The organism is Variovorax sp. dw_308 (assembly GCF_019207085.1).
GTDB lineage: Bacteria > Pseudomonadota > Gammaproteobacteria > Burkholderiales > Burkholderiaceae_C > Variovorax.
The window spans coordinates 175,775-202,152 of record NZ_JAATOM010000006.1; the positions used below are offsets into that span (position 1 = coordinate 175,775).

28 protein-coding genes are annotated in these 26,378 nt (G+C 66.8%); 12 read left to right on the top strand and 16 right to left on the bottom strand.

The window, feature by feature from the left end; translation table 11 throughout:
- Positions 1-26: 26 nt before the first annotated feature.
- Positions 27-623, bottom strand: coding sequence for a 2-hydroxychromene-2-carboxylate isomerase (locus tag HCU76_RS14930; RefSeq protein WP_213954340.1), 597 nt, complete (start codon positions 621-623; stop codon positions 27-29).
- A gap of 75 nt (positions 624-698) precedes the next feature.
- On the opposite strand from HCU76_RS14930, the gene HCU76_RS14935 reads away from it, so the two are divergent.
- The 3 genes from HCU76_RS14935 to HCU76_RS14945 all read left to right on the top strand — a co-directional run bounded on the left by HCU76_RS14935 (position 699) and on the right by HCU76_RS14945 (position 2,680).
- Entirely contained in the window at positions 699-1,445 is a 747-nt protein-coding gene (locus tag HCU76_RS14935) for an SDR family oxidoreductase (RefSeq protein ID WP_218509810.1), read from the top strand.
- Positions 1,446-1,467: 22 nt separating this feature from the next.
- Entirely contained in the window at positions 1,468-2,109 is a 642-nt protein-coding gene (locus HCU76_RS14940) for a MarC family protein (RefSeq protein ID WP_213954646.1), read from the top strand.
- Positions 2,110-2,233: 124 nt separating this feature from the next.
- Positions 2,234-2,680 (top strand): hypothetical protein, encoded by a 447-nt coding sequence (locus HCU76_RS14945; RefSeq protein WP_218509811.1) that lies wholly within the window; start codon positions 2,234-2,236, stop codon positions 2,678-2,680.
- Positions 2,681-2,743: 63 nt separating this feature from the next.
- Here HCU76_RS14945 and HCU76_RS14950 read toward each other — a convergent pair whose 3' ends face one another.
- The 7 genes from HCU76_RS14950 to HCU76_RS14980 are packed head-to-tail and all read right to left on the bottom strand — an operon-like array spanning position 2,744 to position 8,475.
- Positions 2,744-3,352: an HAD family phosphatase gene (locus HCU76_RS14950; protein WP_213954343.1), complete on the bottom strand. Its 609-nt coding sequence runs from the start codon at positions 3,350-3,352 to the stop codon at positions 2,744-2,746.
- Positions 3,339-3,824: a metallophosphoesterase family protein gene (locus HCU76_RS14955; RefSeq protein ID WP_256354194.1), complete on the bottom strand. Its 486-nt coding sequence runs from the start codon at positions 3,822-3,824 to the stop codon at positions 3,339-3,341. The genes HCU76_RS14950 and HCU76_RS14955 overlap by 14 nt, the downstream gene beginning before the upstream one ends.
- Positions 3,825-3,844: 20 nt before the next feature.
- On the bottom strand, positions 3,845-4,510 hold the full coding sequence (locus tag HCU76_RS14960; protein ID WP_213954345.1) for an ABC-type transport auxiliary lipoprotein family protein: 666 nt from the start codon (positions 4,508-4,510) through the stop codon (positions 3,845-3,847).
- A gap of 11 nt (positions 4,511-4,521) precedes the next feature.
- Entirely contained in the window at positions 4,522-5,484 is a 963-nt protein-coding gene (locus HCU76_RS14965) for an MlaD family protein (RefSeq protein WP_213954346.1), read from the bottom strand.
- 10 nt (positions 5,485-5,494) lie between these two features.
- Positions 5,495-6,289, bottom strand: coding sequence for an ABC transporter ATP-binding protein (locus HCU76_RS14970; protein WP_256354195.1), 795 nt, complete (start codon positions 6,287-6,289; stop codon positions 5,495-5,497).
- Positions 6,286-7,419: an ABC transporter permease gene (locus tag HCU76_RS14975; protein WP_213954347.1), complete on the bottom strand. Its 1,134-nt coding sequence runs from the start codon at positions 7,417-7,419 to the stop codon at positions 6,286-6,288. The genes HCU76_RS14970 and HCU76_RS14975 overlap by 4 nt, the downstream gene beginning before the upstream one ends.
- A gap of 54 nt (positions 7,420-7,473) precedes the next feature.
- Positions 7,474-8,475: a LysR family transcriptional regulator gene (locus HCU76_RS14980; RefSeq protein ID WP_213954648.1), complete on the bottom strand. Its 1,002-nt coding sequence runs from the start codon at positions 8,473-8,475 to the stop codon at positions 7,474-7,476.
- A 111-nt stretch (positions 8,476-8,586) separates the two neighbouring features.
- On the opposite strand from HCU76_RS14980, the gene HCU76_RS14985 reads away from it, so the two are divergent.
- The 5 genes from HCU76_RS14985 to HCU76_RS15005 all read left to right on the top strand — a co-directional run bounded on the left by HCU76_RS14985 (position 8,587) and on the right by HCU76_RS15005 (position 13,592).
- Entirely contained in the window at positions 8,587-10,104 is a 1,518-nt protein-coding gene (locus HCU76_RS14985; RefSeq protein WP_213954348.1) for a CoA-acylating methylmalonate-semialdehyde dehydrogenase, read from the top strand.
- A 42-nt stretch (positions 10,105-10,146) separates the two neighbouring features.
- Entirely contained in the window at positions 10,147-10,476 is a 330-nt protein-coding gene (locus HCU76_RS14990; protein WP_218509812.1) for a hypothetical protein, read from the top strand.
- On the top strand, positions 10,473-10,775 hold the full coding sequence (locus tag HCU76_RS14995) for a type II toxin-antitoxin system RelE/ParE family toxin (RefSeq protein ID WP_218509813.1): 303 nt from the start codon (positions 10,473-10,475) through the stop codon (positions 10,773-10,775). The genes HCU76_RS14990 and HCU76_RS14995 overlap by 4 nt, the downstream gene beginning before the upstream one ends.
- Positions 10,772-12,412 carry a GMC family oxidoreductase N-terminal domain-containing protein gene (locus HCU76_RS15000; protein ID WP_218509814.1) on the top strand — a complete coding sequence of 547 codons (1,641 nt, stop codon included), beginning with the start codon at positions 10,772-10,774 and terminating at the stop codon, positions 12,410-12,412. The genes HCU76_RS14995 and HCU76_RS15000 overlap by 4 nt, the downstream gene beginning before the upstream one ends.
- Positions 12,413-12,833: 421 nt before the next feature.
- Positions 12,834-13,592 carry a TSUP family transporter gene (locus HCU76_RS15005; RefSeq protein ID WP_218509925.1) on the top strand — a complete coding sequence of 253 codons (759 nt, stop codon included), beginning with the start codon at positions 12,834-12,836 and terminating at the stop codon, positions 13,590-13,592.
- On the opposite strand, the gene HCU76_RS15010 is transcribed toward HCU76_RS15005, so the two are convergent.
- The 5 genes from HCU76_RS15010 to HCU76_RS15030 all read right to left on the bottom strand — a co-directional run bounded on the left by HCU76_RS15010 (position 13,589) and on the right by HCU76_RS15030 (position 18,931).
- Positions 13,589-13,909 (bottom strand): hypothetical protein, encoded by a 321-nt coding sequence (locus tag HCU76_RS15010; RefSeq protein WP_218509815.1) that lies wholly within the window; start codon positions 13,907-13,909, stop codon positions 13,589-13,591. The two genes, HCU76_RS15005 and HCU76_RS15010, sit on opposite strands and share 4 nt — an antisense overlap.
- 160 nt (positions 13,910-14,069) lie before the next feature.
- A complete protein-coding gene (gene mrdA, locus HCU76_RS15015) occupies positions 14,070-16,064 on the bottom strand; it encodes a penicillin-binding protein 2 (RefSeq protein WP_218509816.1) in 1,995 nt (664 codons plus the stop codon).
- Positions 16,065-16,126: 62 nt separating this feature from the next.
- A complete protein-coding gene (gene mreD, locus HCU76_RS15020; protein WP_218509817.1) occupies positions 16,127-16,648 on the bottom strand; it encodes a rod shape-determining protein MreD in 522 nt (173 codons plus the stop codon).
- Positions 16,645-17,754 carry a rod shape-determining protein MreC gene (gene mreC / locus HCU76_RS15025; protein WP_213954354.1) on the bottom strand — a complete coding sequence of 370 codons (1,110 nt, stop codon included), beginning with the start codon at positions 17,752-17,754 and terminating at the stop codon, positions 16,645-16,647. The genes mreD and mreC overlap by 4 nt, the downstream gene beginning before the upstream one ends.
- Positions 17,755-17,887: 133 nt before the next feature.
- Positions 17,888-18,931 carry a rod shape-determining protein gene (locus HCU76_RS15030; protein WP_213954355.1) on the bottom strand — a complete coding sequence of 348 codons (1,044 nt, stop codon included), beginning with the start codon at positions 18,929-18,931 and terminating at the stop codon, positions 17,888-17,890.
- Positions 18,932-19,153: 222 nt separating this feature from the next.
- On the opposite strand from HCU76_RS15030, the gene gatC reads away from it, so the two are divergent.
- The 3 genes from gatC to gatB are packed head-to-tail and all read left to right on the top strand — an operon-like array spanning position 19,154 to position 22,512.
- The gene (gene gatC, locus HCU76_RS15035; RefSeq protein ID WP_218509818.1) at positions 19,154-19,453 is read left to right on the top strand and encodes an Asp-tRNA(Asn)/Glu-tRNA(Gln) amidotransferase subunit GatC; all 300 of its coding nucleotides are present in this window, start codon (positions 19,154-19,156) and stop codon (positions 19,451-19,453) included.
- Positions 19,450-20,967, top strand: coding sequence for an Asp-tRNA(Asn)/Glu-tRNA(Gln) amidotransferase subunit GatA (gene gatA / locus HCU76_RS15040; protein WP_218509819.1), 1,518 nt, complete (start codon positions 19,450-19,452; stop codon positions 20,965-20,967). Before gatC ends, gatA begins: the two co-directional genes overlap by 4 nt.
- A 48-nt stretch (positions 20,968-21,015) precedes the next feature.
- Positions 21,016-22,512, top strand: a complete 1,497-nt coding sequence (gene gatB, locus HCU76_RS15045) for an Asp-tRNA(Asn)/Glu-tRNA(Gln) amidotransferase subunit GatB (protein WP_218509820.1) — start codon at positions 21,016-21,018, stop codon at positions 22,510-22,512.
- A 93-nt stretch (positions 22,513-22,605) separates the two neighbouring features.
- Here gatB and HCU76_RS15050 read toward each other — a convergent pair whose 3' ends face one another.
- Together HCU76_RS15050 and pyrE are read right to left on the bottom strand one after the other, a co-directional pair.
- On the bottom strand, positions 22,606-23,238 hold the full coding sequence (locus HCU76_RS15050; protein WP_256354196.1) for a DUF4124 domain-containing protein: 633 nt from the start codon (positions 23,236-23,238) through the stop codon (positions 22,606-22,608).
- A 55-nt stretch (positions 23,239-23,293) separates the two neighbouring features.
- Complete coding sequence (gene pyrE, locus HCU76_RS15055; protein WP_218509821.1) at positions 23,294-23,971, bottom strand: orotate phosphoribosyltransferase; 678 nt, start codon at positions 23,969-23,971, stop codon at positions 23,294-23,296.
- A gap of 16 nt (positions 23,972-23,987) precedes the next feature.
- On the opposite strand from pyrE, the gene HCU76_RS15060 reads away from it, so the two are divergent.
- Positions 23,988-24,791 (top strand): exodeoxyribonuclease III, encoded by an 804-nt coding sequence (locus HCU76_RS15060; RefSeq protein ID WP_218509822.1) that lies wholly within the window; start codon positions 23,988-23,990, stop codon positions 24,789-24,791.
- Between the two features lie 71 nt (positions 24,792-24,862).
- On the opposite strand, the gene HCU76_RS15065 is transcribed toward HCU76_RS15060, so the two are convergent.
- Positions 24,863-26,377 (bottom strand): amidohydrolase family protein, encoded by a 1,515-nt coding sequence (locus tag HCU76_RS15065; protein ID WP_218509823.1) that lies wholly within the window; start codon positions 26,375-26,377, stop codon positions 24,863-24,865.
- Between the last annotated feature and the right edge of the window lies 1 nt (position 26,378).

Below are 26,378 nucleotides of genomic sequence, written 5' to 3' on the forward strand. Positions count from 1 at the left end.
GTCATTTGCTCCGTTGGTGGTGATGGTTATTGCAGCGCGCTGGCGAGGAAATCGAGCCGGTCCTGGCCCCAGAAGATCTCACCGTCGACAACATAGCTCGGCGCGCCGAAGACGCCGGCGTCGATGGCCTCTTGCGTGTACTGCTCGTAGGCTTCCTGCGCGGCCTGGCTTTGCGACTGATCGATGAGGCGCGCGGGCAGGCCGCATTCGACCACCAGCCCTTCGAGGTGCTTCGGGTCGGCGATGTTGAGTTGCTGAACCCACACCGCCGCGAATATCGCGCTGCCCAGCTTCATCGCGGCGTCGGTGCCATGGTGGAGGTCGGCGGCGATGATGAGCTTGGACGCATCGTCGGTGGCCACCGGGAAGAACTTGGGCTTGGGCACCAGCGGCATGCCGAGATGGCGCGAGAAGCGTGCAAGCTCCACCAGTCGATAGGCCTGTCGTTGTGGCGCACGCTTGCCGAGCGGCAAGCCGCCCGACACCGGGAATACCGCGCCCATGTCTATGGGCCGCACGCGCACGGTGGCGCCCGCGGCCTTCGCGATGGCGGCCAAACGTGCATGGCCGAGGTAGGTCCACGGACTTTGCGGGGTGAAGTAGTAGTCGATGGTTCGACTCATGCCGTCTCCTCGATGATGTAATCGGCGCTCGAGGGGGTTTTAACTGAGGCACGGATTCTGTGCAGGAGATGGGCTTTGAACAAGGTGCTATTGATCACTGGCGGCAGTCGCGGCATCGGCGCGGCGACGGCCCTTCTCGCCGCGCAGCGCGGCTGGGCCGTGGCGGTCAACTACGCCAGCCAAGCGGCGGCGGCTGACGAGGTGGTGCAAGCCATCCGCGCTGGCGGCGGCACCGCGATGACCGTGCAGGGCGACGTCGGCGACGAGGCGCAGGTGATGGCGATGTTCGCCCGGGTGGACGCCCAGCTCGGCCCGCTCGCCGGCCTGGTCAACAACGCCGGCGTGGTCGACATGCAGGCGCGCGTCGACGAGATGAGCGTGGCGCGGCTGGAACGCATGATGCGCATCAACGTGATCGGCAGCATCGTCTGCGCACGCGAGGCGGTGAAGCGCATGAGCACGCGGCACGGCGGCAAGGGCGGCGTGATCGTGAACCTTTCGAGCGCTGCGGCGCGGCTCGGCTCGCCGGGCCAGTACGTGGACTATGCGGCGAGCAAGGGCGCGATCGACAGCCTCACCATCGGCCTGGCCAAGGAAGTGGCCGACGAAGGTATCCGCGTGAACGCGGTGCGCCCGGGCTTGATCGACACCGAGATCCATGCCTCGGGCGGCCTGCCCGACCGGGCCAGGCAACTCGCGTCGACAGTGCCGATGAAGCGCACCGGCAGCGCCGAGGAGGTGGCGCACGGCATCGTGTGGCTGCTGTCGGACGAGTCCAGCTATACCACGGCGACGATCCTCGACGTGACCGGAGGACGCTGACGTGGCCACCGCATCGCAGACGATGGACCTCATCAAGCCAATGATCTCGCTGCTGGCCATCGTGAACCCGTTGGCCATCGTGCCCTTCTTCATCCACTACACGCAGGGCTTCACCGACGGGCAGCGGCGCAGGACGATCCTGGTGTCGTCGTTCAGCGCGTTCATCGTGATCGCCACCTGCGCGTTGCTCGGCTTGCAGTTGCTGGACTTCTTCGGCATCTCGATCGCAAGTTTCCAGGTGGGCGGTGGCTTGTTGCTGCTGATGAGTTCGCTGTCGATGCTGAATGCGCAACCGGCCGAGATGAAGACCACGACCGAGGAAATCCGCGCGACCGAGGTGAAGGCCTCGCTGGGCGCATCGATCGCGGTGGTGCCGCTGACGATTCCGTTGCTGACGGGGCCGGCCACCATGTCGACGGTGGTGATCTATGCCGAGAAGACGCGGCACATCTGGGAACTGCTGCTGCTCGTGGGCTACGGCGCGGTGATCGCCCTTGCAACGGCAGCCGCCTTCTCGCTGGCCCAGCCGATCGCGCGCGCATTGGGCAGGACGGGCATCAATGTCATGACGCGGCTGATGGGATTGATACTTGCGGCGCTGGCGGTGGAAGTGATGGCGGACGGGTTGGGCAAGCTCTTTCCTATCCTGCTTCGCACGCCCTGAGGCCGTCGCACGGCGGCGGAGTTAGTTAGCACTCGGCGCCTACATCGTCAAGCCCCGCAGCGGGCATTACAGTCAGTGATCCCGATGCCCATACTGGCCTTCTCTTTCCAACGAGGAGAAGTCCATGAACCTGCGTCCAATCGCGTTGAGCATGTCCGTCGCGCTACTGGCGGCATGCGCCGCGCCCCCATCCAAGGCGCCGTTGCCGCCTGACATCAGGATCGAGGCGCCGAACGACTCCCTTGCGCCGGATATCAAGGCGTTCTCCGGCAAGTGGACCGGCAGGTGGATCAACAGCCTGACCCAGCTCGACCACACGCTCGTCGTCGAGAAGATCGATGCAACGAAGGCGACGGTCATCTATTCGGTTGGAGAGCCGACCACTTCGAACGTCAACATCACGCCCCAGTGGCGAAGGGTCACGGCGACCGTGAGCCCCGGCACACTGGAGTTCAAGTTCCCCAATGGCACGGCGGTGGTCTACAAGCTGCAGGCCAATGGCACGCTGGCCGGCACCTACACGAGCAACGGCTTCAACACGACCGCAACCCTGACACGCGCGCCGGCTTGAAGCGCAGCGCGCCAGGGAGACTCCGAGCGACGCCATGAAGGGGCTCAGCTGTTCGGAGTCTTTCTACAAGTCCAGCCGCGCGAGTGCCTCGCGCACGTCGGCCGGCGAGCGCACCTGCACCGCCTGCAACCCGGCTGCCACCGCGCCAACCACGTTCTCGACCAGGTCGTCGAAGAACAGGATGTTCGCGGGCGCGACGCCGATGGCATCGGCGATGTGCACGAAGGCTGCCGCCTCCGGCTTGCGCATGCCGATTTCGGAGGACACGAACACGCGGTCGAAAGTGGCCGCGATGCGCGGATAGGCCGCGTTCCAGGCGCGCTGGTGTTCCGCGTTGGTGTTGCTGAAGGCATAGCAGGGGCAGTGCTTGCGCGCCTGCGCAACAACGTCGAGGGTTTCGCTGATCTCCACCCCGAAGATGCGATTCCAGCCTTCTGCGATCTGGGCGTCGCTCGCGCTGAGTTCGAGGTTGCGGCGCAGGCCATCGAAGTAGGCGGCCGGCGTGATCTCGCCGCGTTCGAACTGGCGGTAGGGCTCGTCGTGGCCGAAGCGCTCGCGCAGTTCGCGCAATGGAAGTGCGGAGAGCGGCGCCCAGTGCCGGATCGCATGTTCGAAGTCGAACTCGAACACCACGTTGCCCAGGTCGAACAGAAGTGCCTCAACGCGCGGCACGGGCATCCCTCGAAGTCTCCAGGTCGACGATGCGCGGCTTGATCGTGCCGCCCTCCACGATGAGTTCGCCGATCGAGATCGGCAGGCTGAATCGACGCGGCCCGGCGCTGCCGGGGTTGATGTAGAGCACGCCGTGGCGCGACTCGATCTTCGGACGATGCGAATGCCCGGTGAGCACCACTTGCACGCCGGCCGCGGCGGGGTCGATGTCGAGGTCCTCGAGGATGTGCAGCGCGTAGATGAAGATGCCGCCGACCTCGACCATGTCGGTGTCGGGCACGGCGTCGGCCCAGGGCTGGCGGTCGTTGTTGCCGCGCACGGCGGTGAGGGGCGCGATGGCGGCCAGCCGGTCCAGTACTTCGGGGCCGCCGATGTCGCCACCGTGCACGATGTGGTCGCAGCCCTTGAGGAAGGACAGCGCCTCGGGCCGCAGCAGGCCGTGGGTGTCGGAGATGAGGCCGATGCGTGTCAATTGCTTTGCTCGATGTGCTGCTACTTCAGGCCGTCGACCCATTGGACCATGTCGTTGACGGCGGCATCGGTGGCGGCGGCCAGCGCCTTGACGCCGCCAGGGGCATCGGCTGTCGCTGCCGGACGCTGCACGGTGAAGGTCTTCTGGCCGCGCACGCGGTCGCCGCCCGGCGCGCCGGTGATCAGGGTAGCCCGCAGGCGCACCAGGCCGGCGCTGGTCGAAGGCGTGTCGAAGACCTGGCTGAATTCCTCCAGCGTCACGCGCAGGGTGTCGGGCGCCTTGCCTTCGGCGCGGGTCATGCTGGCGTTCTCTTCGGCATTGAGCACCAGGCGGTGTTGCGACAGGCCGTTGCGCAGCCGCTGCCGCACCATCTGCGTCGGCGCCATGCTCCAGCGGGCCTGGCCGTAGGGGCGCAGTTCGTTGGCGTCGGCATAGCCGAGGCGGTAGAGGATCTGGGTGCCGTCCAGGCGCGGGTTGGTCTCGGGTTCGGTGAGCGCGATGGTCGGCAGCGTCGGGGCGGCGACCGGCGCGGGCGCGGTGTCGCCGGGGCCGAAGTCGTACAGGGTGATGCGCGAGGGCTTGTCGGGCAAGGCACCGCAACCGGCGAGCACGGCGCTGATGCCCAGGAAGGCGGCGGCAGCCGTGCCGCGAGCGCGATCGAAAAAGGTCTGGATGGCAGGGGTCATGCGTGTCACCTTCAGGGTCGCGCGGTCGCGGGTGGCGCGGAGAAGCCGGGCTCACCCGGGCCGGGCGCGACGCCGCCGTTGCCGTACAGCAGCGACTGCGGGTTGTCGTTGATGTTGTCCGCCGTTCGGCCAAGCCGGCGCACGGTGCGCGAGGCGTCGTCGGCCACGCGGTTGATGCGAGGCATGGTCGTGCCGCTGAAGTTCTCGACCGCGACCGCAAGCGACTTGGCGCCATCGCCGACACGCGTCAGGGCGCCGTCGGGCTGGTTGAGCCGCGCGACCGTGGTGTTGAGGTTGTTGGCCACGCGCGAGACGTCGCTGGCGGCCTTCTTCACACGGTCGAGCGTCTCGGGCATGCGCTTGAGCGCTGGGCTCAGGTCGGCCTTGATCGTCTTGTCGAGCGTCTGCGTGAGGCGATTGGCGCCGGCGGCCGCCTGCGAGATGTTCTCGAGTGCATCGCCGATGCGCTTCTGGTTCTCGTCGGCGAGCAGCACGTTCGCGCGCTTGGCCGCCAGCTCGACCTGGTTGAGGATGGCCTCGCCGCGTTCCTGCAGCGCCGCCAGCAGGGAGGGCCGCAGTGGAATGCGCGGCGGGTTGTCGTTGTTGGGCGCGAGCGACTCTTGCGACTCGCCCTTGTCGTCCAGCGCGATGAAGGCCAAGCCTGTCACGCCCTGGTAGCTCAGCGACGCGAAGGTCGACGTGGTGAGCGGCACCTTCTCGTCGACGCTGATGCGCACGCGCACATTGCCCTTCACCTTGGGGTCGAAGTCGATCGACGCGACCTTGCCGACCGCGATGCCGCGGTAGCGCACCATCGCTTGCGGCTGCAGCCCGCTGACGGCATCGCGCGTGGAGAGTTCGTAGATGTTGCGCACCGTGTCGTCGCGCGTGAGCCAGACTACCAGCGCGACGAGCGCGGCCAGCAAGCCGATCACGAACGCGCCTGCGGCAATGGCATGGGACTTGTTTTCCATGGCGACCTCGCTATCGTTTCTCGTGCAGGGCTTCCATGGCACGCTGGCCACGGCCGCCGAGGAAATACTCGTGGATGAACGGATGCGGATAGGCGATCACGTCGCGCGCGCTGCCGGTCACGATCACCTTCTTGTCGGCGAGCACGGCAATGCGGGTGCTCAGGTCGAACAGCGTGTCGAGGTCGTGCGTGACCATCACCACGGTGAGCCCCAACTCGCGGTGCAGGCCGCTGAGCAGGTCGCAGAAACCATCGGCGCTTTCGGGGTCGAGGCCGGCGGTGGGCTCGTCGAGCAGCAGCAGCGGCGGGTCCATGATGAGCGCACGCGCCAGCGCCACGCGCTTGATCATCCCGCCCGACAGGTCCGACGGGCTCTTGGCCGCCTGCTGCGGATCGAGCCCCACCATCTGCAACTTGACCAGCGCCGCGTCGCGGATCAGTTCGTCGGGGAAGACCTTCAGCTCGCGCAGCGGAAACGCGATGTTGTCGAGCACGCTGAAGGCGGAGAACAGCGCGCCGTGCTGGAACAGCATGCCGACGTTGGCTGCGGCCATGCCGCGGAAGTGGCCGGGCGGCCGGCCGAGCACGCTGACCTCGCCCTTGTCCGGATGCTCCAGCCCCAGGATCTGGCGCAGCAGCACCGTCTTGCCGGTGCCCGAGCCGCCCACCAGCGACAGCACCTCGCCGCGGCGGATCACCAGGTTGAGATCGCGGTGCACGACCTGGTCGCCGTCGGGCGACTTGAAGACGGTCCAGAGATTGCGGATCTCGACCACGTTCTCGACTGTGTTGGCCGGCCCCATCATTGGCGCAACCCGAAGCCCTTGAAGAGCACGGCGAACAGGGCATCGACAAGGATCACGATGGTGATCGAAGTCACCACCGACGATGTGGTGCCGCGCCCCAGGCTCTCGGTGTTGGGCTTCACCTTGAGCCCGAAGTAGCAGCCGATCAGCGCGATCAGGATGCCGAACACCGCCGACTTCGACAGGGCAATCCAGAGGTTCGACAGCGGCACCGCGCGCGGCAGCGCCGTCAGGAAATAGATGGGCGAGATGTCGAGCGCCGCGTTGGCCGCCATCATGCCGCCAATGAGCGCGGCCATCGAGGTCCACATGCTGATCAGCGGCATCGCGATGGCGAGCGCCAGCACGCGCGGCATGACCAGCCGGAAGCCGTGCGAGATGCCCATCACGCGCATGGCGTCGAGTTCTTCCGTCACGCGCATCACGCCGATCTGCGCGGTGATGGCCGAGCCGGAGCGCCCGGCGATCAGCACTGCCGCCAGCACCGGGCCGAGTTCGCGGATGAGCGACAGCCCGAGGATGTTGACGATGAAGGCCTCGGCGCCGAAGTTGCGCAACTGTTGCGAGGTGAGGTAGGCCAGCACCACGCCGATGAGCAAGCCGACCAGCGCGGTGATCGGCAGCGCGGTGGCGCCGAACTGGTAGAGCTGGCCCGAGAAATCGCGCCACGGCGCGCGGTGCGGCGCGCGGAAGAGCCGGACGATGTCGAGCGTGAGCTGGCCGATGATGCGCAGGAAATCGCGCGCCACGAACAGGACGCGCGGGCCGGTGTGCGCGAAGGCCCGGACGCGGTCGGCCAAGCTCTTCGGCGGCTCCTCGGGCATGCTGCAGGTGTACTGCGCGACCTGGTCGAGCACGGCCTTGTGCTGCGCGTCCATTTCCAGTTGCGCGGGCCATGCCTTGCCCCAATGGTTCCAGAGCACCTGCGCGCCAACGTGGTCGAGCGCATCGATGGGCCGCAGGTCCCAGGCCGTCGCGGAACGCGTAGAGGCCAGGCCTTGCAGCAGCGTCTGCCATGCGTTCGGCTGGGCAATCGCCATGGCGGTCCAGCGGCCACTGGCCGTGACCGTGCCGGACGTCTGTTCGACGCGCGGTGCGGTGTCAGGCGCGGGAGGCGCAACGGCGGGCATGGGCTCGATGTGTTCCGGGAAGCGCGCTGGTTGGGAGGGGTGTCAAGGCTCGCGTCATCGTAACCGCTGGGGCTGCGCGCGCGGTGTAGGAACGACCCCCACCCGGGCACCGCTGCCGAAGCCACCCGCCAGCGTTTCGCGCAGCCAGGCGACGAAGGATGCGACGGCGCGCGGCACATGGGTCGCATACGGGCGGATGGCGTAGAGCCGATCGCCGAAGGCACCGACGGGTTGCCACTGCGGCAGCACCTCGACCACCTTGCCGGACTGCAACGCGGCCTGCGCGCTGAAGTCCGGCAGCAGCGCGATGCCGAGGCCCGCGATGGCGGCATCGCGCAGCGCTTCGCTGTTGTTGGCGGCGAGCGGGCCGGTGACCGCCACCGTGACGCGCGGGGCATTCACGGGGGTCCGTCCTGTCGCCCTGGCCTCGAAGTGCCAGGCGGGCGTGTCCTGTGCGCGTGGGTAGTGCAGGCAATCGTGATCGGCGAGTGCCTGCGGTGTGTCGGGATTGCCACGTCGGCGCAGATAGGCGCGGCTCGCGACCAGCACGGAACGCGTGTCGCACAGCGTCCAGGCGACGTGCGTGTCGGGCGGCGCAGCGCTGTGGCGCACGGCGAGGTCGAAGCCTTCCATGGCGAGGGAACTGAGACGGTCGGAGAGGTCGAGTTCGATGCGCACTTCAGGCTGTGCGCGCAAGAAGTCCGCCAGCCGCGGCACCAGTTGCTGCCGCGCGAAGGCGACCGGCGCCGTCACGCGCACCAGCCCGCGCGGCACGCCTGCGAGGTCGCGCACGCCCGCGAAGCTGTGGGCGATGTCCTCGAACGGCTGCCGCATGTCTTCCACCAGGTGCCGGCCGGCGTCGGTGAGCCGCATGCTGCGGGTGGTGCGCTGCACCAGCGGCACGCCGGCGGCGCGCTCGAGTTCGGCGATGCGCTGGCTCATCGCCGCCTTGCTCACGCCGAGCCGCTGCGCCGCCGCCGTGTAGCTGCCTTGCTGGGCCAGGACCGTGAGCCAATGCAGGTGCATCCACAGCGATTCGATTTTTTGTTGCGCCATGCCTGCATTGTTCATGATGACGAACAATCAATTCAGCTTTTCATGGCTTGGCGCGCTCGGCCGGCATGCCTAAACTGCCCGCACTTCATCGACACCACCAGAGACATCGCCATGCAAATCATCAAGGCTCCGATCGATCACTTCATCAACGGCCGCATGGTCGCCAACACCTCGGGCCGGACGCAGGACGTGACCAATCCCGCCACCGGCACGGTGACCGGGGCCGCGGGCCTGGCGAGCGCAGTCGAGGTCGACGCGGCCGTGGCGGCGGCCAAGGCGGCCTTTCCGGCCTGGGCCGACACGCCGCCGATCCGCCGCGCGCGCGTGCTGTTCAAGTTCCTCGAATTGCTGAACCTGCACAAGGACGAACTGGCCCACCTGATCACCGCCGAGCACGGCAAGGTCTTCACCGACGCACAGGGCGAAGTCACGCGCGGCATCGACATCGTGGAGTTCGCTTGCGGCATCCCGCAATTGCTGAAGGGAGATTTCACCGACCAGGTCTCGACCGGCATCGACAACTGGACGCTGCGCCAGCCGCTCGGCGTGGTGGCCGGCATCACGCCGTTCAACTTCCCGGTGATGGTGCCGATGTGGATGTTCCCGGTGGCCATTGCCGCTGGCAACTGCTTCATCCTCAAGCCGAGCCCCACCGACCCGAGCCCCTCGCTGCGCATCGCCGAACTGCTCAAGGAAGCCGGCCTGCCGGATGGCGTCTTCAACGTCGTGCAAGGGGACAAGGTCGCTGTCGATGCGCTGCTGGAACACCCCGACGTGAAGGCCATCAGCTTCGTCGGCTCGACGCCCATCGCCAACTACATCTACGAGACCGGCGCGCACCATGGCAAGCGCGTGCAGGCGCTGGGCGGCGCGAAGAACCACATGGTCGTGATGCCCGACGCCGACATCGACCAGGCCGTCGACGCGCTGATCGGCTCCGGCTACGGCTCGGCCGGCGAGCGCTGCATGGCGATCTCGGTGGCGGTGCTGGTCGGCGACGTGGCCGACCGCCTGCTGCCCAAGCTCGTAGAGCGCACGCAAACGTTGAAGGTGCTCGACGGCGAGAACCTCGCGGCCGAGATGGGCCCGATCGTGACCAAGGCGGCGCACGAGCGCATCACCGGCTACATCGGCGTGGGCGAGAAGGAAGGCGCCAAGCTGCTGGTCGACGGCCGCGGCTTCGATGCGAAGAAGGCCGGCGAAGGTTGCGACGACGGATTCTGGATGGGCGGCACGCTGTTCGACCATGTCACGCCCGAGATGCGCATCTACAAGGAAGAGATCTTCGGCCCGGTGCTGGGCTGCGTACGCGTGCACGACCTGGCCGAAGCGGTGGACCTCATCAACGACCACGAGTTCGGCAACGGCGTGAGTTGCTTCACCCGCGACGGCAACGTGGCGCGCGAGTTCAGCCGGCGCATCCAGGTCGGCATGGTCGGCATCAACGTGCCGATCCCGGTGCCGATGGCCTGGCACGGCTTCGGCGGCTGGAAGCGTTCGCTGTTCGGCGACATGCATGCCTATGGCGAGGAAGGCGTGCGCTTCTATACGAAGCAGAAGTCGGTCATGCAGCGCTGGCCGGAGAGCATCGGCAAGGGCGCGGAGTTCGTGATGCCGACGGCGAAGTGAAGAGGTGCGGGTGTTACCATGGTGACACCCAAAGGATTCGACATGGCCACCACTTCGCTCAAGCTCCCCGAGGAACTGAAGACGCGCATCCAGTCGCTGGCGTCCCACCACGGGTTTTCGTCACATGCCTTCATGGTCAGCGCGCTTGAACGCGCCGTCGAGCAGGCGGAAGCGCGACGTTCATTCATTGAAGCCGCCGGAGCATCGCTGGAGGATGTCCGCAATGGCGGCCCGGTGTATGCGGCCGAAGACGTCCACCAATGGGTGAAAGCTCGCGTCGCGGCGCACACCACCGGCGAAAAGGTGCCTGAACCCACGCCCATTCGCGGGCGCGGTTCCAAGCCGGCCGCGAAGAAGGTCGGACGCGGGTGACACGTATTGCCTATTCGTCCGACGCTCGCGCCGATGTGGTCCGCCTGGTCGACTTCCTGGCCGAAACCGAGCCGGAAACAGCGCGCGCTACCGCCGACTTGATCAGCGAGGCTGTGCAGATCCTCCCGCGGCATCCGGAGATCGGGCGACGCGTCGGCAAGGAGCTTTGCGAGTTGGTGATCTCGCGCGGCCGCTCTGGCTACCTCGCCCTCTACCACTTCGATGTGCGCGCAGACGAAGCGCTCATCCTCGCCATCCGGCACCAACGCGAATCCGGCTACCACCAGGAAGACCTGTGACCGACACCACTTTCGACTACATCGTCATCGGCGGCGGCACCGCCGGCGCGCTGCTGTGCAACCGCCTCACGCAGCAAAAGCAGAAGCGCACCCTGCTGATCGAGGCCGGCCGCAAGGACGACTACCACTGGATCCACATCCCGGTCGGCTACCTCTACTGCATCGGCAACCCGCGCACCGACTGGCTCTACAACACCGAGCCGGACGCCGGCCTCAACGGGCGCAGCCTGCGCTATCCGCGCGGCAAGACGCTGGGCGGCTGCTCCAGCATCAACGGGATGATCTACATGCGCGGCCAGGCGCGTGACTACGACCAGTGGGCCGCACTCACGGGCGACGACGAATGGCGCTGGGACAAGGTGCTCCCGGCCTTCAAGAAGCACGAGGACTATTACCTCGGCGCCGACGACCTGCATGGCACCGGCGGCGAGTGGCGCGTGGAGAAACAACGCCTGCGCTGGGACATCCTCGACGCCTTCGCGGAAGCCGCCGTGCAGGCCGGCGTCCCGCATTCCACCGACTTCAACCGCGGCACCAACGAAGGCGTCGGCTACTTCCAGGTCAACCAGAAGAACGGCTGGCGCTGGAACACGGCCAAGGCCTTCCTGCGGCCGGCCTGCTACGGCCGGCCGAACTTCGAGATGTGGGTCAATGCCCACGTCACGAAGCTGATCGTCGAGACGCAGCCCGACGGCAGCCAGCGCTGCACCGGGGTGGAGGTGTGGGACGGGCACCAGATGGTCACGGCGCATGCGACGCAGGAGGTGATCCTGTCCGGCGGCAGCATCGGCTCGCCGCAGATCCTGCAGCTTTCGGGCATCGGTCCGGCGGAACTGCTGCGGCAGCACGACATTCCGGTGGTGGCCGAACTACCCGGCGTGGGCGCCAACCTGCAGGACCATCTGCAGATCCGGGCGGTGTTCAAGATCGACGGCGCGCCGACGCTCAACGTGCTCGCCTCCTCGATGCTCGGCAAGGCGAAGATCGGCCTCGAATACCTCATGAAGCGCAGCGGCCCGATGAGCATGGCGCCATCGCAGCTCGGCGCCTTCACGCGAAGCTCGCCCGCGTACGAATGGCCGAACCTGGAGTACCACGTGCAGCCGCTGTCGCTCGACGCCTTCGGTGAGCCTCTGCACGCGTTCCCCGCGTTCACCGCCAGCGTGTGCAACCTCAACCCGACGAGCCGAGGCACCGTGCGCATCAAGACCCCGCGCTGGCAGGACGCGCCGGCCATCGCGCCCAACTACCTGAGCACCGAGGAAGACCGCAAGGTCGCCGCCGATTCGCTGCGCGTCACGCGCAACATCGTGGCGCAGCCGGCGCTGGCACGGTACAAGCCGCAGGAATGGAAGCCCGGCGTCCAGTACCAGAGCGACGATGAGCTGGCCCGGCTCGCGGGCGACATCGCCACCACGATCTTCCACCCGGTTGGCACCACCAGGATGGGTGCCGACAGCGATCCCATGGCGGTGCTCGATTCGCGACTGCGCCTGCGCGATGGCCGCGGCGGCTTCATCGCGGGGCTGCGCGTAGTCGATGCCGGGGCCATGCCGACCATCACCAGCGGCAACACCAACAGTCCAACCTTGATGATGGCCGAGAAGGCCGCGGCGTGGATTCGCGCGGCGGCCTGATCGAGCGCGCACCAGCAGCGTCGCGAGAAGCTACTTGCACGGCGGGAACCGTCGAGCATCCGCCTCTGCACGGTGCAAAGCCCGATGCGGCGGGTTGTTAACATTTGCGAACGAAAGACACAAACCTAATGCCGACGTTGCCACTGAGCAACGGGTATCCCCCAATGCACTCCGAAGGTGCTAACGCTAAAGTCTCGCCACTCGCAACGGGCCATGCCCGCTGGGCGGGGCCGAGGAGACAAAACTTCGCGACCAAGTACAACAAAATTAAAAAAGGCCTCCGTGCATTGACACTGTGTGCCGCACCTTGATAAAGCGCCGCTAGCCGGCGCTTTTTTTATGCCCGGGCGCCCTGGGCGGCCATGCACGGGCCTCATTTGCTATCAATTCGATAGCAATTCACGGTGAGACAATGCCCGCGATGGAAATGCTGGTGGTCACGGGAGCGTCCCTCCTCGGGGGATTTGTCGATTCGATCGTGGGCGGTGGCGGACTCATCCTGGTGCCGGCGCTTTTCGCGACCTTCCCCGGTGCACCGCCGGCGACGTTGCTGGGCACCAACAAGAGCGCTTCGGTTTGGGGCACGGCGGCTGCGGCAGCCCAGTTCGGCCGAAAGGTTCAACTGCAATGGGCGTCGCTGCTGCCCGCCGCCGCGGTCGGCTTTGCAGGATCGTTGCTCGGAGCCTGGGCGATCACCGTGTTCCCGGGCGAATTCCTGCGGCGCGCGCTGCCCTTCATCCTGCTGGCGGTCCTGGGCTACACCCTGGCCCGCAAGGACATGGGACGCCACCATGTGCCGCGCTTCGCGGGCAGGCACGAGATCCTGGCCGCCTGCGCGATCGGCCTGCTGATCGGGCTGTATGACGGCTTCTTCGGTCCCGGCACTGGCAGCTTCCTGGTGTTCCTGTTCGTGCGCTGGCTCGGCTACGACTTTCTCAACGCGTCCGCCTCGGCCAAGTGCATCAACGTCGCCACCAACCTCGCCGCCTTGATGCTGTTGGCGGCCAAGGGGCACGTATGGTGGCACTACGGCCTGGTCATGGCCGTGGCGAACGTCGCTGGCAGCTTGCTCGGCACGCGCGTGGCCCTCAAGCACGGCGCGGGCTTCGTGCGCGGCGTGTTCATCGTGGTGGTGAGCGCCTTGATCCTCAAGACGGGGTACGACGCATTTCTACGTTAGCGGGACTTGATCAGAGTCTCCATGGCGATTGCGATCCGCCGCAGGATCACCGATCTAGCCCGTGCGAGCGACGGATAACAACAGGAATCCCCAAGCAGTTCACGAACATTTTTTACAGTGAGGCGCGTGCTGGAACGATCATCGAAGGCGTTCAAAAGGGATCCATAAAAATGCGCACTCAACTCAGCACCGTCCGCACGCCAGCCGTCGCTCAACAACGGACCCCCCTCGCCGCAGCCGTGGCACGCCGGTTCGACCTCCTCTCGGCTCACCGCAGTCGCGTCAATGCCCAGCGCCGGCAGGATCATCTTGCGCACCTGGACCTGGACCAGCGCGTGCGTGAAACGGGGGAGTGGTAAACCGGCCCACCTCCGAGAGGGCGCACCCGGCGGCCCGGCAAGGGCGGTTTCGCGGGTGCTTATGGGCCTGCGTAAAAACGGAGAGCGACAGCTCTGCGCAAGGCCATCAAACGCAATGTCAGGGCGTAGCGGCGGGCGCGCTGGTCGACATGCCACCTGGCGTTGACGCCGGCACAGGCCACGCGGCCTCGCTTGCCAGCCGGGGCTTGCCGATGGGCGCAGAGGCCTTGCCCAACTTGATGGCCGCCATGTCGGCCTCGCTCGGATACTGGCCGAGCAGCCAGTAGTCGAACACCCGCCGCGCGATCGGCGCTGCGGCGCCCGCACCCCAACCCGCGTTCTCCACGATCACAGCCACCGCGATCTTCGGATCGTTGGCCGGCGCGAAGGCAATGAACAAGGCATGGTCGCGCTGATGTTCCTCCAGCGCCTTGGCGTTGTACTTGGTGTTCTGCGCCTGCGTCACGGCCTGGGCCGTCCCGGTCTTGCCGGCCGCGACGTACCCGGCGCCAACGAACACGGCACGCGCCGTACCGCCGGTGATCACGGCTTGGAGGCCTTCCCGCACCACGGCCACGTTGGCCGGTGCGAAGTGGAGGTCGATGGTCGGCGGCGGCTCGACCGGCGTGGTCTTTCCGGTGACGGTGTCGCGCGTGGCGACCACCAGGTGCGGCTGATGCTTGCGGCCGACGTCCGCGATGATGGAGGTGGCCTGCGCCATTTGCAGCATCGTGAAGCTGTTGTAGCCCTGCCCGATGCCCAGGGAGATGGTCTCCCCGGCATACCACTTCTTCATCTCGGGGCGCTTGTAGGCGTTGCGCTTCCATTCGGTGCTGGGCAGCACGCCGCGCACCTCGCCGCCCAGGTCGATGCCGGTGATCTGGCCGAAGCCCATCGGCTTCATGAAGTCATGGATCAGGTCCACGCCCATCTCGTTGGCCAACGAGTAGTAGTAGATGTTGCTCGACAGCTGGATCGAGCGGCGCATGTCGACGTTGCCGATGTTGCCCTCGGGGCTGCCGAAGCGGTGGCCGGCGAAGTTGTAGAAGCCCGGGTCGTTGATCTGCACGCTGGGCCCGCGCTTGCCGGTCTGCAGCGCGCCCATGGCCATGAAGGGCTTGTAGGTGGAGCCGGGCGGATAGGTGCCGCGCAGCGCCCGGTTGAGCAGCGGCTTGTCGATGGACTCGCTGAGTTCCTTCCAGCTCTCGCTGTCGATGCCTTCGACGAAGAGGTTGGGATCGAATGTGGGCTTGCTGACGAAGGCCAGCACCTCGCCGGTCTTGGGGTCGAGGGCTACCATCGCGCCACGGCGCTCGCCGTACATGTCCTCGACCATCTTCTGCAGCTTGATGTCGAGCGACAGCATCACGGTGTTGCCGGGCGTGGCCGGATGGCCGTTGAGCCGGCGCACCGCGCGGCCGCCGGCGGAGGTTTCCATCTGCTCGACGCCGGTCAGGCCGTGCAGGGTCTTCTCGTAGCTCTGCTCGATGCCGAGCTTGCCGATGTACTCGGTGCCCCGGTAGTTGTCGTAGTCCTCGTCGCTCCAATCCTCCATCGCGGCCTTTTCGGTCTGGTTGATGCGACCGATGTAGCCGAGCACGTGGCTGGCGATCTCCCCGTGCGGATAGTTGCGGAACAGGCGCGCCTTGATCTCCACGCCGGGGAAGCGATAGCGCTGCGCGGCGAAGCGGGCCACTTCCTCGTCGCTCAGGCGGGTGCGGATGGGGATGGAGTCGAAGCTGCGTGAATCCTCGCGCAGCCGCTTGAAGCGCCGCCGGTCACGCGGCCCGACCTCGATCACGGTGGCCAGGCCGTCAATGGTGTCCTCGAGGTCGGCCACCTTGGAGGGCGTGATTTCCAGCGTGTAGGCCGAATAGTTGGAAGCCAGCACGATGCCGTTGCGGTCGAGGATCAGGCCGCGGTTGGGCACCACCGGCACGACCGCGGTGCGGTTGTTCTCGGCCTGTTCTGCCAGGTCCTCATGGCGCACCACCTGCAGGTAGGTCAGTCGCAGGCCGAGCAGGCTGAAGGCCGTCAGCACGACGAGGCCGATCGCGATCACGCGACGCTTGAAGCGCGCGATGTCGGCGGCGACGTTGCGGATTTCAGTCATCGAGGGGGCTAGAGCTTAGGCTTGTGGGATATCAATGGCAACGTCCCGCGAAGGCATGGCGATCACAGGGGCCGGTTGGCGTCGGGCTCCGGCGTGCGGCGTTGCGGTGCGAGCAGCAAGGCACTGACGAACGGCCAGAGCACCGCTTCGATCAACGGCGCCAGCGCAAGGTTCCAGCCTGGAAACACGCCGCCGCCGATCATGCGGATACCGAGCTCGACGAAGTGCGACAACGCGAACAACGGCAGCAACTGCAGCGCCTGCGATGCCACCGAATACCAGAGCAGGCGCCGGTGAATCATGATCGCGAAGAAGCTCAGCGCCGTGTACGAGAGCGCATGCTGGCCGAGCATGGCGGCCTGGTGCACGTCCATGAAAAGCCCGAACACGAAAGCCACGCCGATGCCGATGCGCGTGGGCTGGTGCACGCTCCAGAACACGATGGCCAGCGCCATCAGGTCAGGGAACCAGGCGATGCGGCCGAGCGGCAGCATGTTCAGCAGCAGGGTCAGCAGCAGGCTGCCCCAGATGAAGAGCGGGCTGACGGGCAGCAGGAGCTGCTGCTGGCCGGGACGCATGATCATCGCGCGGCTCCTTTCTCTTTGCGGTCGGCCTTCTCTGCCGCCTTGTCGGCGGCCTTGTCCGCGGCCACGTCTGCCTTGTCGGGCGGGGGCGGCGCGGCGGCCTTGGCCGGCTTGTCGGCCTTGTCGGCCTTGTCGACAGGGGCAGCCTTGTTCGTCTTGTCCGCCTTCTCGCCCTTGGCCGGCTTGTCGCCCTTCTTCTTCGCGGGAGCGACCGGCGGCGCCACGACCGGCGCCGGCTTGGGCGGCAGATTCACGTTCGCAGGCACCAGCACCATCACGTAGCGCGCGGCCGCCACGCCGCCCGCCGGCACGCAATGGATGCGCGCGAAGGCAGAATCCGCGCGTCGCTCGATGCGGTCGATCTTGCCGACCGGCAAGCCCGCCGGGTAGACACCGTCCACGCCGCTGGTCGTCAGCACATCCCCTTCCTGCACATCCGAGTTGGCCTGCATGAAGCGCAATTCCAGCCCACCCCCATAGGCATTGGCCTCGCCGAAGGCCACGCTGCGCGCGCCCGTGCGGGTGTTCTGCACCGGGATGGCCAGGTCGCGGTCGGTCACCAGCGTGACCTCGCTCGTGAACGGCTGCACCTGCGTGACCTGTCCGAGCACGCCGCGCTCGTCGATCACCGGCGAGCCGGGCAGGATGCCGTGCGTCATGCCCTGGTCGAGGATCAGCTTGCGGGTGTAGGGGTCGGCCGCGTCATAGAGCACCTCGGCAACGCGGCCCGGCGTGGTGGTGCTGGCCCGCAGTTCGAGCATCGAGCGCAGCCGCGCGTTTTCCTGGGCGAGGGCGTCGGATTGGCTGGCGCGCTCCGACTGCAGCGCGAGCGATTTGCGGGCCTCGGCCTCATTGCGCTGAGCCGTTTGCAGGTCCTCGACATAGCGGGTGCCGCCGAGCACGAACTGCACCGGCTTCATCGCCACCCATTGCACCGGGTACAGCACCGCACCAATGGCCGCGCGCACCGGCTGCACGATGTGGAAGCGCGCATCCGCCACCATGAGAAACAGTGACAACGCGCTGAAGAAGATCAGCTTGCTGAGCGCCGACGGCCCCTGGTTGAAGAGGGGCGGCGCGGTGCGATCGAGGGTGCCGAGTGGCATGGAGGAGTTTTACGCCAGAAACGCCCGAGTTCGTGAGGTGCCGCGAAAACCGGCGCCTGCCGGCTCGCTGGCGCCACCCCCACATGGCGGCGGGAGCGCCGCAGAATGTACGCCCGCCGGAAGCGGGCCGCACTCACTCGCTCGTGAAGATGCTTCCGAGACGGTCCATGCGCTCCAGCGCGATGCCGCAGCCGCGCACCACGCAGGTCAGCGGGTCTTCGGCCACCAGCACCGGCAGGCCGGTTTCTTCCGCCAGCAGGCGATCCAGGTCGCGCAGCAAGGCGCCGCCGCCGGTCAGCATCATGCCGCGCTCGGCGATGTCTGCGCCGAGTTCGGGCGGGGTCTGTTCCAGCGCGTTCTTGACGGCCGAGACGATGTTGTTGAGCGGATCGGTCAGGGCTTCCAGCACTTCGTTGCTGCTGATGGTGAAGCTGCGCGGCACGCCTTCGGACAGGTTGCGGCCCTTGACTTCCATTTCCTTGACCTCGGAGCCGGGGAAAGCCGAACCGATGGTCTTCTTGATGACTTCGGCCGTCGGCTCGCCGATCAGCATGCCGTAGTTGCGGCGGATGTAGTTGATGATGGCCTCGTCGAAGCGATCGCCGCCGACGCGCACCGAGCCCTTGTAGACCATGCCGCCGAGCGAGATCACGCCGACTTCCGTGGTGCCGCCGCCGATGTCGACGACCATCGAGCCACTCGCTTCGCTGACCGGCAGGCCGGCGCCGATGGCCGCGGCCATGGGCTCCTCGATGAGATAGACGGAGGTGGCGCCAGCCGCTTCGGCCGCGTCCTTGATGGCGCGCCGCTCGACCTGGGTGGAGCCGCAGGGCACGCAGATGATGATGCGCGGGCTCGGCGTGAACAACGAGCGCGGGTGCACCATCTTGATGAACTGCTTGATCATCTGCTCGGTGATCACGAAGTCGGCGATCACGCCGTCCTTCATCGGGCGGATGGCTTCGATGTTGCCGGGCACCTTGCCGAGCATGGCCTTGGCCTCCGCACCGACCGCCTGGATCACCTTCTTGCCATGCGGACCGCCTTCGTGCCGGATGGCCACGACCGAGGGCTCATCCAGCACGATGCCCTTGTTGCGGGCGAAGATCAGGGTGTTGGCGGTGCCGAGGTCAATGGCAAGGTCGGTCGAGAAGTATCGACGGAAAACTCCAAACATTTTGCGGAATCCTTGTGGCACGGCATGCGCTTCGGCATGCGGTCGCCTGTAATCTTGTGGGTCGTCTGACGGGGATGAATAGAGGTTTTTGCGGCAAAAGCCGGCGCGTTCGCGGGGGTTGCGGCAAAGGCGGGATAATAACCGATCCCCTCCGCCTCGCGCGCCAGCACCCCTGCCGCAAGTGCGATTGCGTCCGTTTCTCTCCCGATTCCAGACCTTTCCATGTCCCTTACCGATTCCGATATCGCGCGCATCGCGTCGCTCGCCCGGCTGCAGCTCGGCAGCGAGGAGAGCACGCGCATGCTGGGCCAGATCAACGGCTTCTTTACGCTGGTCGAGCGCATGCAGGCGGTCGACACGACCGGCGTCGAGCCTCTGGCGCATCCAGTGGCAACCATCGAAGACATTTCTTTGCGATTGCGCGATGACGTCGTGAGCGAGCTGAACTGCCGTGAAGCCAACCAGCGCAGCGCGCCGGCGGTCGAAGCGGGACTGTTTCTGGTGCCGAAGGTGATCGAATGAGCCGCCCCGACCTGCATGAGATGGGCGTCGCCCAACTGTCGAAGGCATTGGCTGCGCGCGAGGTGTCGGCCAATGAAACGGCTCAGCATTTTCTGGGGCGCATCACATCGCATGGCGCGCTCGGCGCATTCGTCTCGCTCGATGCGGACGTAACCCTGGCCCAGGCCCGCGCGGCGGATGAGCGCTTGGCCGCAGGCGGCGCACCCGCGCTGGCCGGCGTCCCGATCGCGCACAAGGACATCTTCGTCACGACCGACTTCCCCACCACGGCGGGCTCGAAGATCCTCGCGGGCTACCGCTCGCCCTTCGACGCGACGGTGGTGCGCAAGCTGGCCGAGGGCGGCGCCGTCACGCTGGGCAAGCTGAGCTGCGACGAGTTCGCGATGGGCTCGTCGAACGAGAACGTCGCGGTGCCGGCGGTGGGCTTCGACGCGGCGACACCGGTGCGCAATCCGTGGGACCCGTCGCGCATCCCTGGCGGCTCGTCGGGCGGAAGTGCCGTGGCGGTCGCGGCGCGGCTGGCGCCCGCCGCAACGGGTACCGATACCGGCGGCTCCATCCGCCAGCCGGCTTCGTTCTGCGGCGTCACCGGCATCAAGCCGACCTATGGCCGCGCCTCGCGCTACGGCATGGTGGCCTTTGCATCGAGCCTCGACCAAGCGGGGCCGATGGCTCGCTCGGCGGAAGATTGCGCGATGCTGCTGTCGGCGATGAGCGGCCCGGACCTGGACCGCGATTCGACCTCGATCGACCGGCCTGCCGAGGACTTCTCGCGCAGCCTGGATGACTCGCTCGAAGGCCTGCGCATCGGCGTGCCGAAGGAGTTCCTGGGCGATGGCGTCGCGCCCGGCGTTCGCGCCGCGATCGACGCGGCCTTGGCGGAGTACGAGAAGCTCGGCGCCAGGCGGGTCGCTGTCACCTTGCCGCGCACCGAACTCTCGATCCCGGTCTACTACATCATTGCCGCGGCGGAAGCCTCGAGCAACCTGAGCCGCTTCGACGGCGTGAAGTTCGGCCATCGGGCCAAGGACTTCTACGATCCCGCGAATACGAAGAAGAGTGCGCTCGAGCAGATGTACGAACTGACGCGCGAGGAAGGCTTCGGCGACGAGGTGAAGCGCCGCATCATGATCGGCACCTACGTGCTGAGCCACGGCTACTACGACGCGTACTACCTGCAGGCGCAGAAGGTGCGCCGCATGATCGCGGACGACTTCCAGCAGGCGTTCACGGACTGCGACGTTATCGCCGGGCCGGCCGCGCCGACCGTGGCCTGGAAGATCGGCGAGCACGGGGACGATCCGGTGGCCGACTACCTGGCCGACATCTTCACGCTGCCGGGTTCGCTCGCCGGACTGCCGGGCATGAGCCTGCCTGTCGGCTTCGGCGAAGGCAACATGCCGGTGGGACTGCAGTTGATCGGCAACTACTTCAACGAAGCGAAGTTGCTGAATGCGGCGCACCGGTTCCAGCAGGCGACAGACTGGCATACGCGGACGCCGGAAGGCTTTTGACCGTCGCTGCGGCTGCCCCGCAAGAGAACATGAGTTGGAGCAACAGAGATGAGTGATACAGCAGTCGTGAACCCATTCGCCGAAGCGCAAGCCGGCCGGCCCACGGGCCCCCTGGTGCAGGGCTTCGAAGTCATCATCGGCTTCGAGACGCACGCACAGCTTTCGACCGAGAGCAAGATCTTCAGCCGTGCCTCGACGGCGTTCGGCGCGGAGCCGAACACACAGGCCTGCGCGGTGGACCTGGCCCTGCCAGGCACGCTGCCGGTGATGAACAAGGGCGCGGTCGAGCGCGCCATCAAGCTGGGCCTGGCATTGGGCTCGCACATCGCGCCCCGCAGCGTGTTCGCACGCAAGAACTACTTCTACCCCGACCTGCCCAAGGGCTACCAGATCAGCCAGTTCGAGATTCCCGTGGTGCAAGGCGGTACGGTGAGCTTCTTCGTGGGCGATGAGTCGAAGAGCGTGCGACTGGTGCGGGCGCACCTGGAAGAAGACGCAGGCAAGTCGCTGCACGAGAACTTCATCGGCCAGTCGGGCATCGACCTGAACCGCGCCGGCACGCCGCTGCTGGAGATCGTGACCGAGCCCGACATGCGCTCCACCGCCGAGGCCGTGGCCTATGCGAAGGAACTGCACAAGATCGTGACGTGGATCGGCATCTGCGACGGCAACATGCAGGAAGGCAGCTTCCGCTGCGATGCCAACGTGTCGGTGCGCCGCCCCGGCGAGCCGCTCGGCACGCGGCGCGAGATCAAGAACCTCAACAGCTTCCGCTTCATGCAGCAGGCGATCGACTACGAGATCCGCTGGCAGATCGGCGAGATCGAGGACGGCCGCAAGATCCAGCAGGCCACCGTGCTGTTCGACCCCGACACGGGCGAGACGCGCGCGATGCGCACCAAGGAAGACGCGGCCGACTACCGCTACTTCCCCGATCCGGACCTGCCGCCGCTGGCGATCGCGCAGGAATGGATCGACCGCGTGAAGGCCGGCATGCCCGAGCTGCCGCGCGCGATGGCCGAGCGCTATGTGCGTGACCATGGGCTGTCGGAATATGACGCGGCGCAGCTCACGCAAAGCGTGGCGCTGGCGCGCTACTTCGACGAGGCTGTGAGCAAGGGCGCAACGCCCAAGCTGGCCAGCAACTGGATCACCGGCGAGATTGCGCGCCGCCTCAACGCGCAGGACGTCGGTATCGAGGCCGCGCCGGTGAAGGCCGCGCAACTCGGCCAGCTGATCGCGCGCATCAGCGATGGCACGATCCCGAACAGCGCGGCGCGCGTGGTGTTCGATGCGCTGTGGAGTGGCGAAGGCAGCGATGTCGACGCGATCATCGCGGCGAAGGACCTGAAGCCGATGAACGACACCGGCGCGCTGGAGAAGATCATCGACGGCGTGCTGGCCACCAACCAGAAGAACATCGACGAATACCGCGCCGGCAAGGACAAGGCCTTCAATGCGCTGGTCGGGCAGGTCATGAAGGCCAGTCAGGGCAAGGCCAATCCGGCGCAGGTCAATGCGCTGTTGAAGGCGAAGCTGGGGTGATTGGGGGGCTGAGGCAGCGGCGACTTTGGAGGTCGCTTGCCCTCACCCCAGCCCTCTCCCCCAGGGGAGAGGGAGCAAATGCGGGGGCGCGCTCTACTTGCGGATGACTTCTGGTGCCCAGAGCTGCTTCAAGCGGACGCGCTCGTCATCGAAACGCTGGTTGACGCGTTTCTTCTCGTCTTCCTGCTCGCCGATGAAGCGGCTCTGCACCGCGATGCTCTGGTTGCTCTCCTCGACCTGCCGCCGCAACGAGGGCGGCGCCTTGTTGAGGTCGTTGCGATAGAACTCCAGTTCGGCGTCGAGCTTCTTTCGTTCTTCGCCAAGTTCGCCCTGCCGCTTGCGTGCAGACTGGATCACCGCGTCGATCTGGCCAATGGCTTCGGTGCGGTCGCGCTCGTGGGCGGCGTCATTGGGATAGCGCATGAGCAGCGCGCGCTCGCGCCGGCGTTCCTCGATCTGCCTGGAGGCCGCGATCTGGGCCTGGCGCGTGCGCTCGTCACGCTCGGCCTGTTCCTTGGCCGTGTAGCTGGGCTCGACGCGGCGGCGCACGGTGCCGCTGGAGTTCAGCTCGCGCTGCTCGCGGTCGAGGCAATCGGGAATGGGACGATCGGAGGTGATGGTGCGGCCAGAGGCATCGACGCAACTGAAGATGCCCGCGGGGTTGGCCTGCTGCTGCGCCGGTTGCGCTTGCACGGCGGACGCGGCGAGCCCGAGGGCCAGTGGCAATCCTGCAAGAACAAAGGCAAGGCGCACAGCATCGACCCTTTTGATGCGACCCTCCTCAGACAGCGCCGTAGCGTGCCCGGTAGGCCAACACTCCCTCGCGATGGGTGTCCAGCGAGTTGTCCGGACGGCCCGAGAGGTAATGTAACAAGTCGCCGAGCGTTGCGATGGCCATGACCTGCAGGCCAAGCTGGTTCCGGACATATTGCACAGCGCTGTGGTCCACGTCGACGCCGTTCTCGGTCGCCTTCTCCTGCCGGTCGAGCGCGATGGCCACGGCATGCGGCGTGGCACCGGCGGCTTCGATGATGGCGATGGATTCGCGCACCGCGGTGCCGGCCGACATCACGTCGTCGACGATCAACACGCGGCCCTTGAGCAGCGCGCCGACCAGGCTGCCGCCTTCGCCATGGGCCTTGGCTTCCTTGCGGTTGTAGGCGAAGGGCACGTTGCGGCCGCGCCGCGCCAGTTCCGCTGCGACCGTGGCGCCGAGCGGTATGCCCTTGTAGGCGGGGCCGAAGATCATGTCGAACTCGAGGCCGCTTTCGAGCAGCCGCTCTGCATAGAATTCGGCCAGCCGCGCCAGCTTGAGGCCGTCGTCGAACAGGCCCGCGTTGAAGAAATAAGGGCTGATCCGGCCCGACTTGATCTTGAACTCGCCGAAGCGCAGCACGCCTGAATCGAGCGCGAACTGCACAAAGCGCTGGGCCAGATCTTCTCCACCCTTTTCTGCCATATCGGGAATCCCTTTCGTGTTCAAACTGACCAGCCTCAACCTCAACGGCTTGCGTTCCGCCGCCACCAAGGGCGTCGCCGACTGGGTCGCCGAACTGGCGCCGGATTGTATTTGCATGCAGGAGATCCGCGTCCAGGCGAGCGACATCGAGGGGCGCTTCGAGGAGATGGCGGGGCTGAAGGGCCACTTTCACTTCGCCGAGAAGAAGGGCTACGCGGGCACCGCGATCTACACGAAGCATGCGCCGAGCGATGTGGTGGTCGGCTGGGGCGACAGGGAGTTCGATGCCGAGGGGCGCTATCTGGAGCTGCGCTTCGACACGCCGCAGCGCAAGTTCTCGGTGATCAGCTGCTACTTTCCGAGTGGGTCGTCGGGCGAGGAGCGGCAGGCCGCGAAGTTCCGGTTCCTGAAGGGGTTCTTCCCGCACCTGATCGAGTTGAAGAAGACGCGCGAGTTCGTGCTGTGCGGGGACATCAACATCGCGCACCAGCAGGCCGACCTGAAGAACTGGCGGGGCAACCAGAAGAACAGCGGCTTCCTGCCGGAGGAACGTGCGTGGATGACGCGGCTGCTGGATGCGGGCGCGGAAGGCGCGGGGCTGGTGGATGTGTACCGGTTGCTGAAGCCGGACACCACCGAGGAGTGCTACACGTGGTGGAGCAACCGTGGACAGGCGTATGCGAAGAACGTGGGGTGGCGGCTGGACTATCACCTGGCGACGCCGGAGATCGCTGCGCTGGCGCGCCATGAGGCGATCTACAAGACGATCAAGTTCAGCGACCATGCGCCGATCACGGTGGATTACGAGTTCACGTTGTGACGAATGATCGTCGTCACCAGCGCGTTCTCCGGCGTGCTCGATTGGCCTGACTGGCGGCGACCGGCAAGCCGTCAGGTGCAGCAGTCGCCCATCCCGTCGCGATAGAACGGCGCAAGGTCTTCTCCTAGCGCGCGCACGGTGTCGAGCCAGGCCGGGTGCCTGGCGTCCGCCGCGAGAGCGGCGCGGGCGCTCGCGATCAATTCCGCGCGCAGCCTCGGCTCGTCGATGCCTTGCACGCGCCCGGCGTCGACCACCGTCCGGCCACCGACGATCACCTTCGCGATGTGCGTGCCGTTGGCGCGCGCGAGCAGCAGGTCGAGCGGGTCGACGTCGGGGAACAGCATGTCATCGTCGAGCTTGTCCCAGTCAAGCACGAGCATGTCGGCCGGCGCGCCGGGGATGAGGCGGCCGGTGGCGATTGCGCCTGACCCACTGACGCTGCGCACGCCGTTGCAGGCTGCGAAGCGCCACAGCTGCTCGCGCGTCATCGTCCGCTCGAAGCCCCAGCCGCGGTGCAGCTGGTAGGCGATGCGCATCTCGCGCAAAGCGTCGTCGTCTTCGTCGAAGCCGGTGCTGTCCAGGCCCATGGCTACGCGGCAGCCTTGGCGGAGCATCTCGGGCACTGGTGCGATGCCGGACTTCAGGTAGAGGTTGGAGCTGGTGTTGACCGCGATCGTCACGCCGCGCTCGGCCAGCAACGCGAGTTCGTCAGGGCGCGCCATGGCGCAATGCGCGAGCGTGAGGCGGGGACTGAGCAGGCCGATGTCATCGAGGAAGCGGACCATGCCCTGCGGATGGTGCTTGTCGGCCCAGACGCGCTGGTACGGCGTCTCGAGGCAATGCATGTGGATCGGCCGGCCCGTGTCCGCTGATGCGCGTGCGATGGCTTCGAGCAAAGGCGTACTGCACCAGTGCACTGCCGCCGGGCCGTATTGCGCATTGACGTGGTCGGTGTAGCCGCCCTCCTCCAGCATCTGCGCCACCTCGTCGACCTGTTCGAGGTACTGTGCGGGAGGGATGGTCTTGACGGAAAGGCGGCCTGCGACCGCGTCGCGGATGCCGGGTCGCAGCGCCTGGAGGACGGACGCGTTGTCGGCATAGGCGATGCCGTTGCGTTCGCGGATGGAGACGGCGAAGCCGATGCGCACGCCGACGTCCTTCGCGGCCCGTGCAACCTGCCTGGCCTCGTCGACATAGGGCATGCCGCCCTGCACGCCGGTGTAGTGGACCATGAGGTTGGCCACGCCGTGCCGCACCGAGCGGGCGAACGATGTGGCGGCGCAGATGTACGGGTCGAGCCCGGGCACCGTGCCGAGGAAGGGGAGCCAGGTTTCGAGCGGCTTGTCGAAGGCGCCGAGCGTGGCGCTGCGGAAGGTGCGGCCATGGTCGTGGGCGTTGGAGAGCGCCGGCAGTGCGAGCTGGCGCGGACCGGGCGCCGGGGAACCGATCGGCGCGATCGAGGCGATGCGGCCATCGGCGCCGATGGCGATGCGCATGTCGGCCTGCGCCGCTTGCGCGCCGGGATCCTGCAGCAGCCAGGCGCAGTCGAGTTGCTGTGGTGCGATCGTCGGGGTGGCAGTCGACATG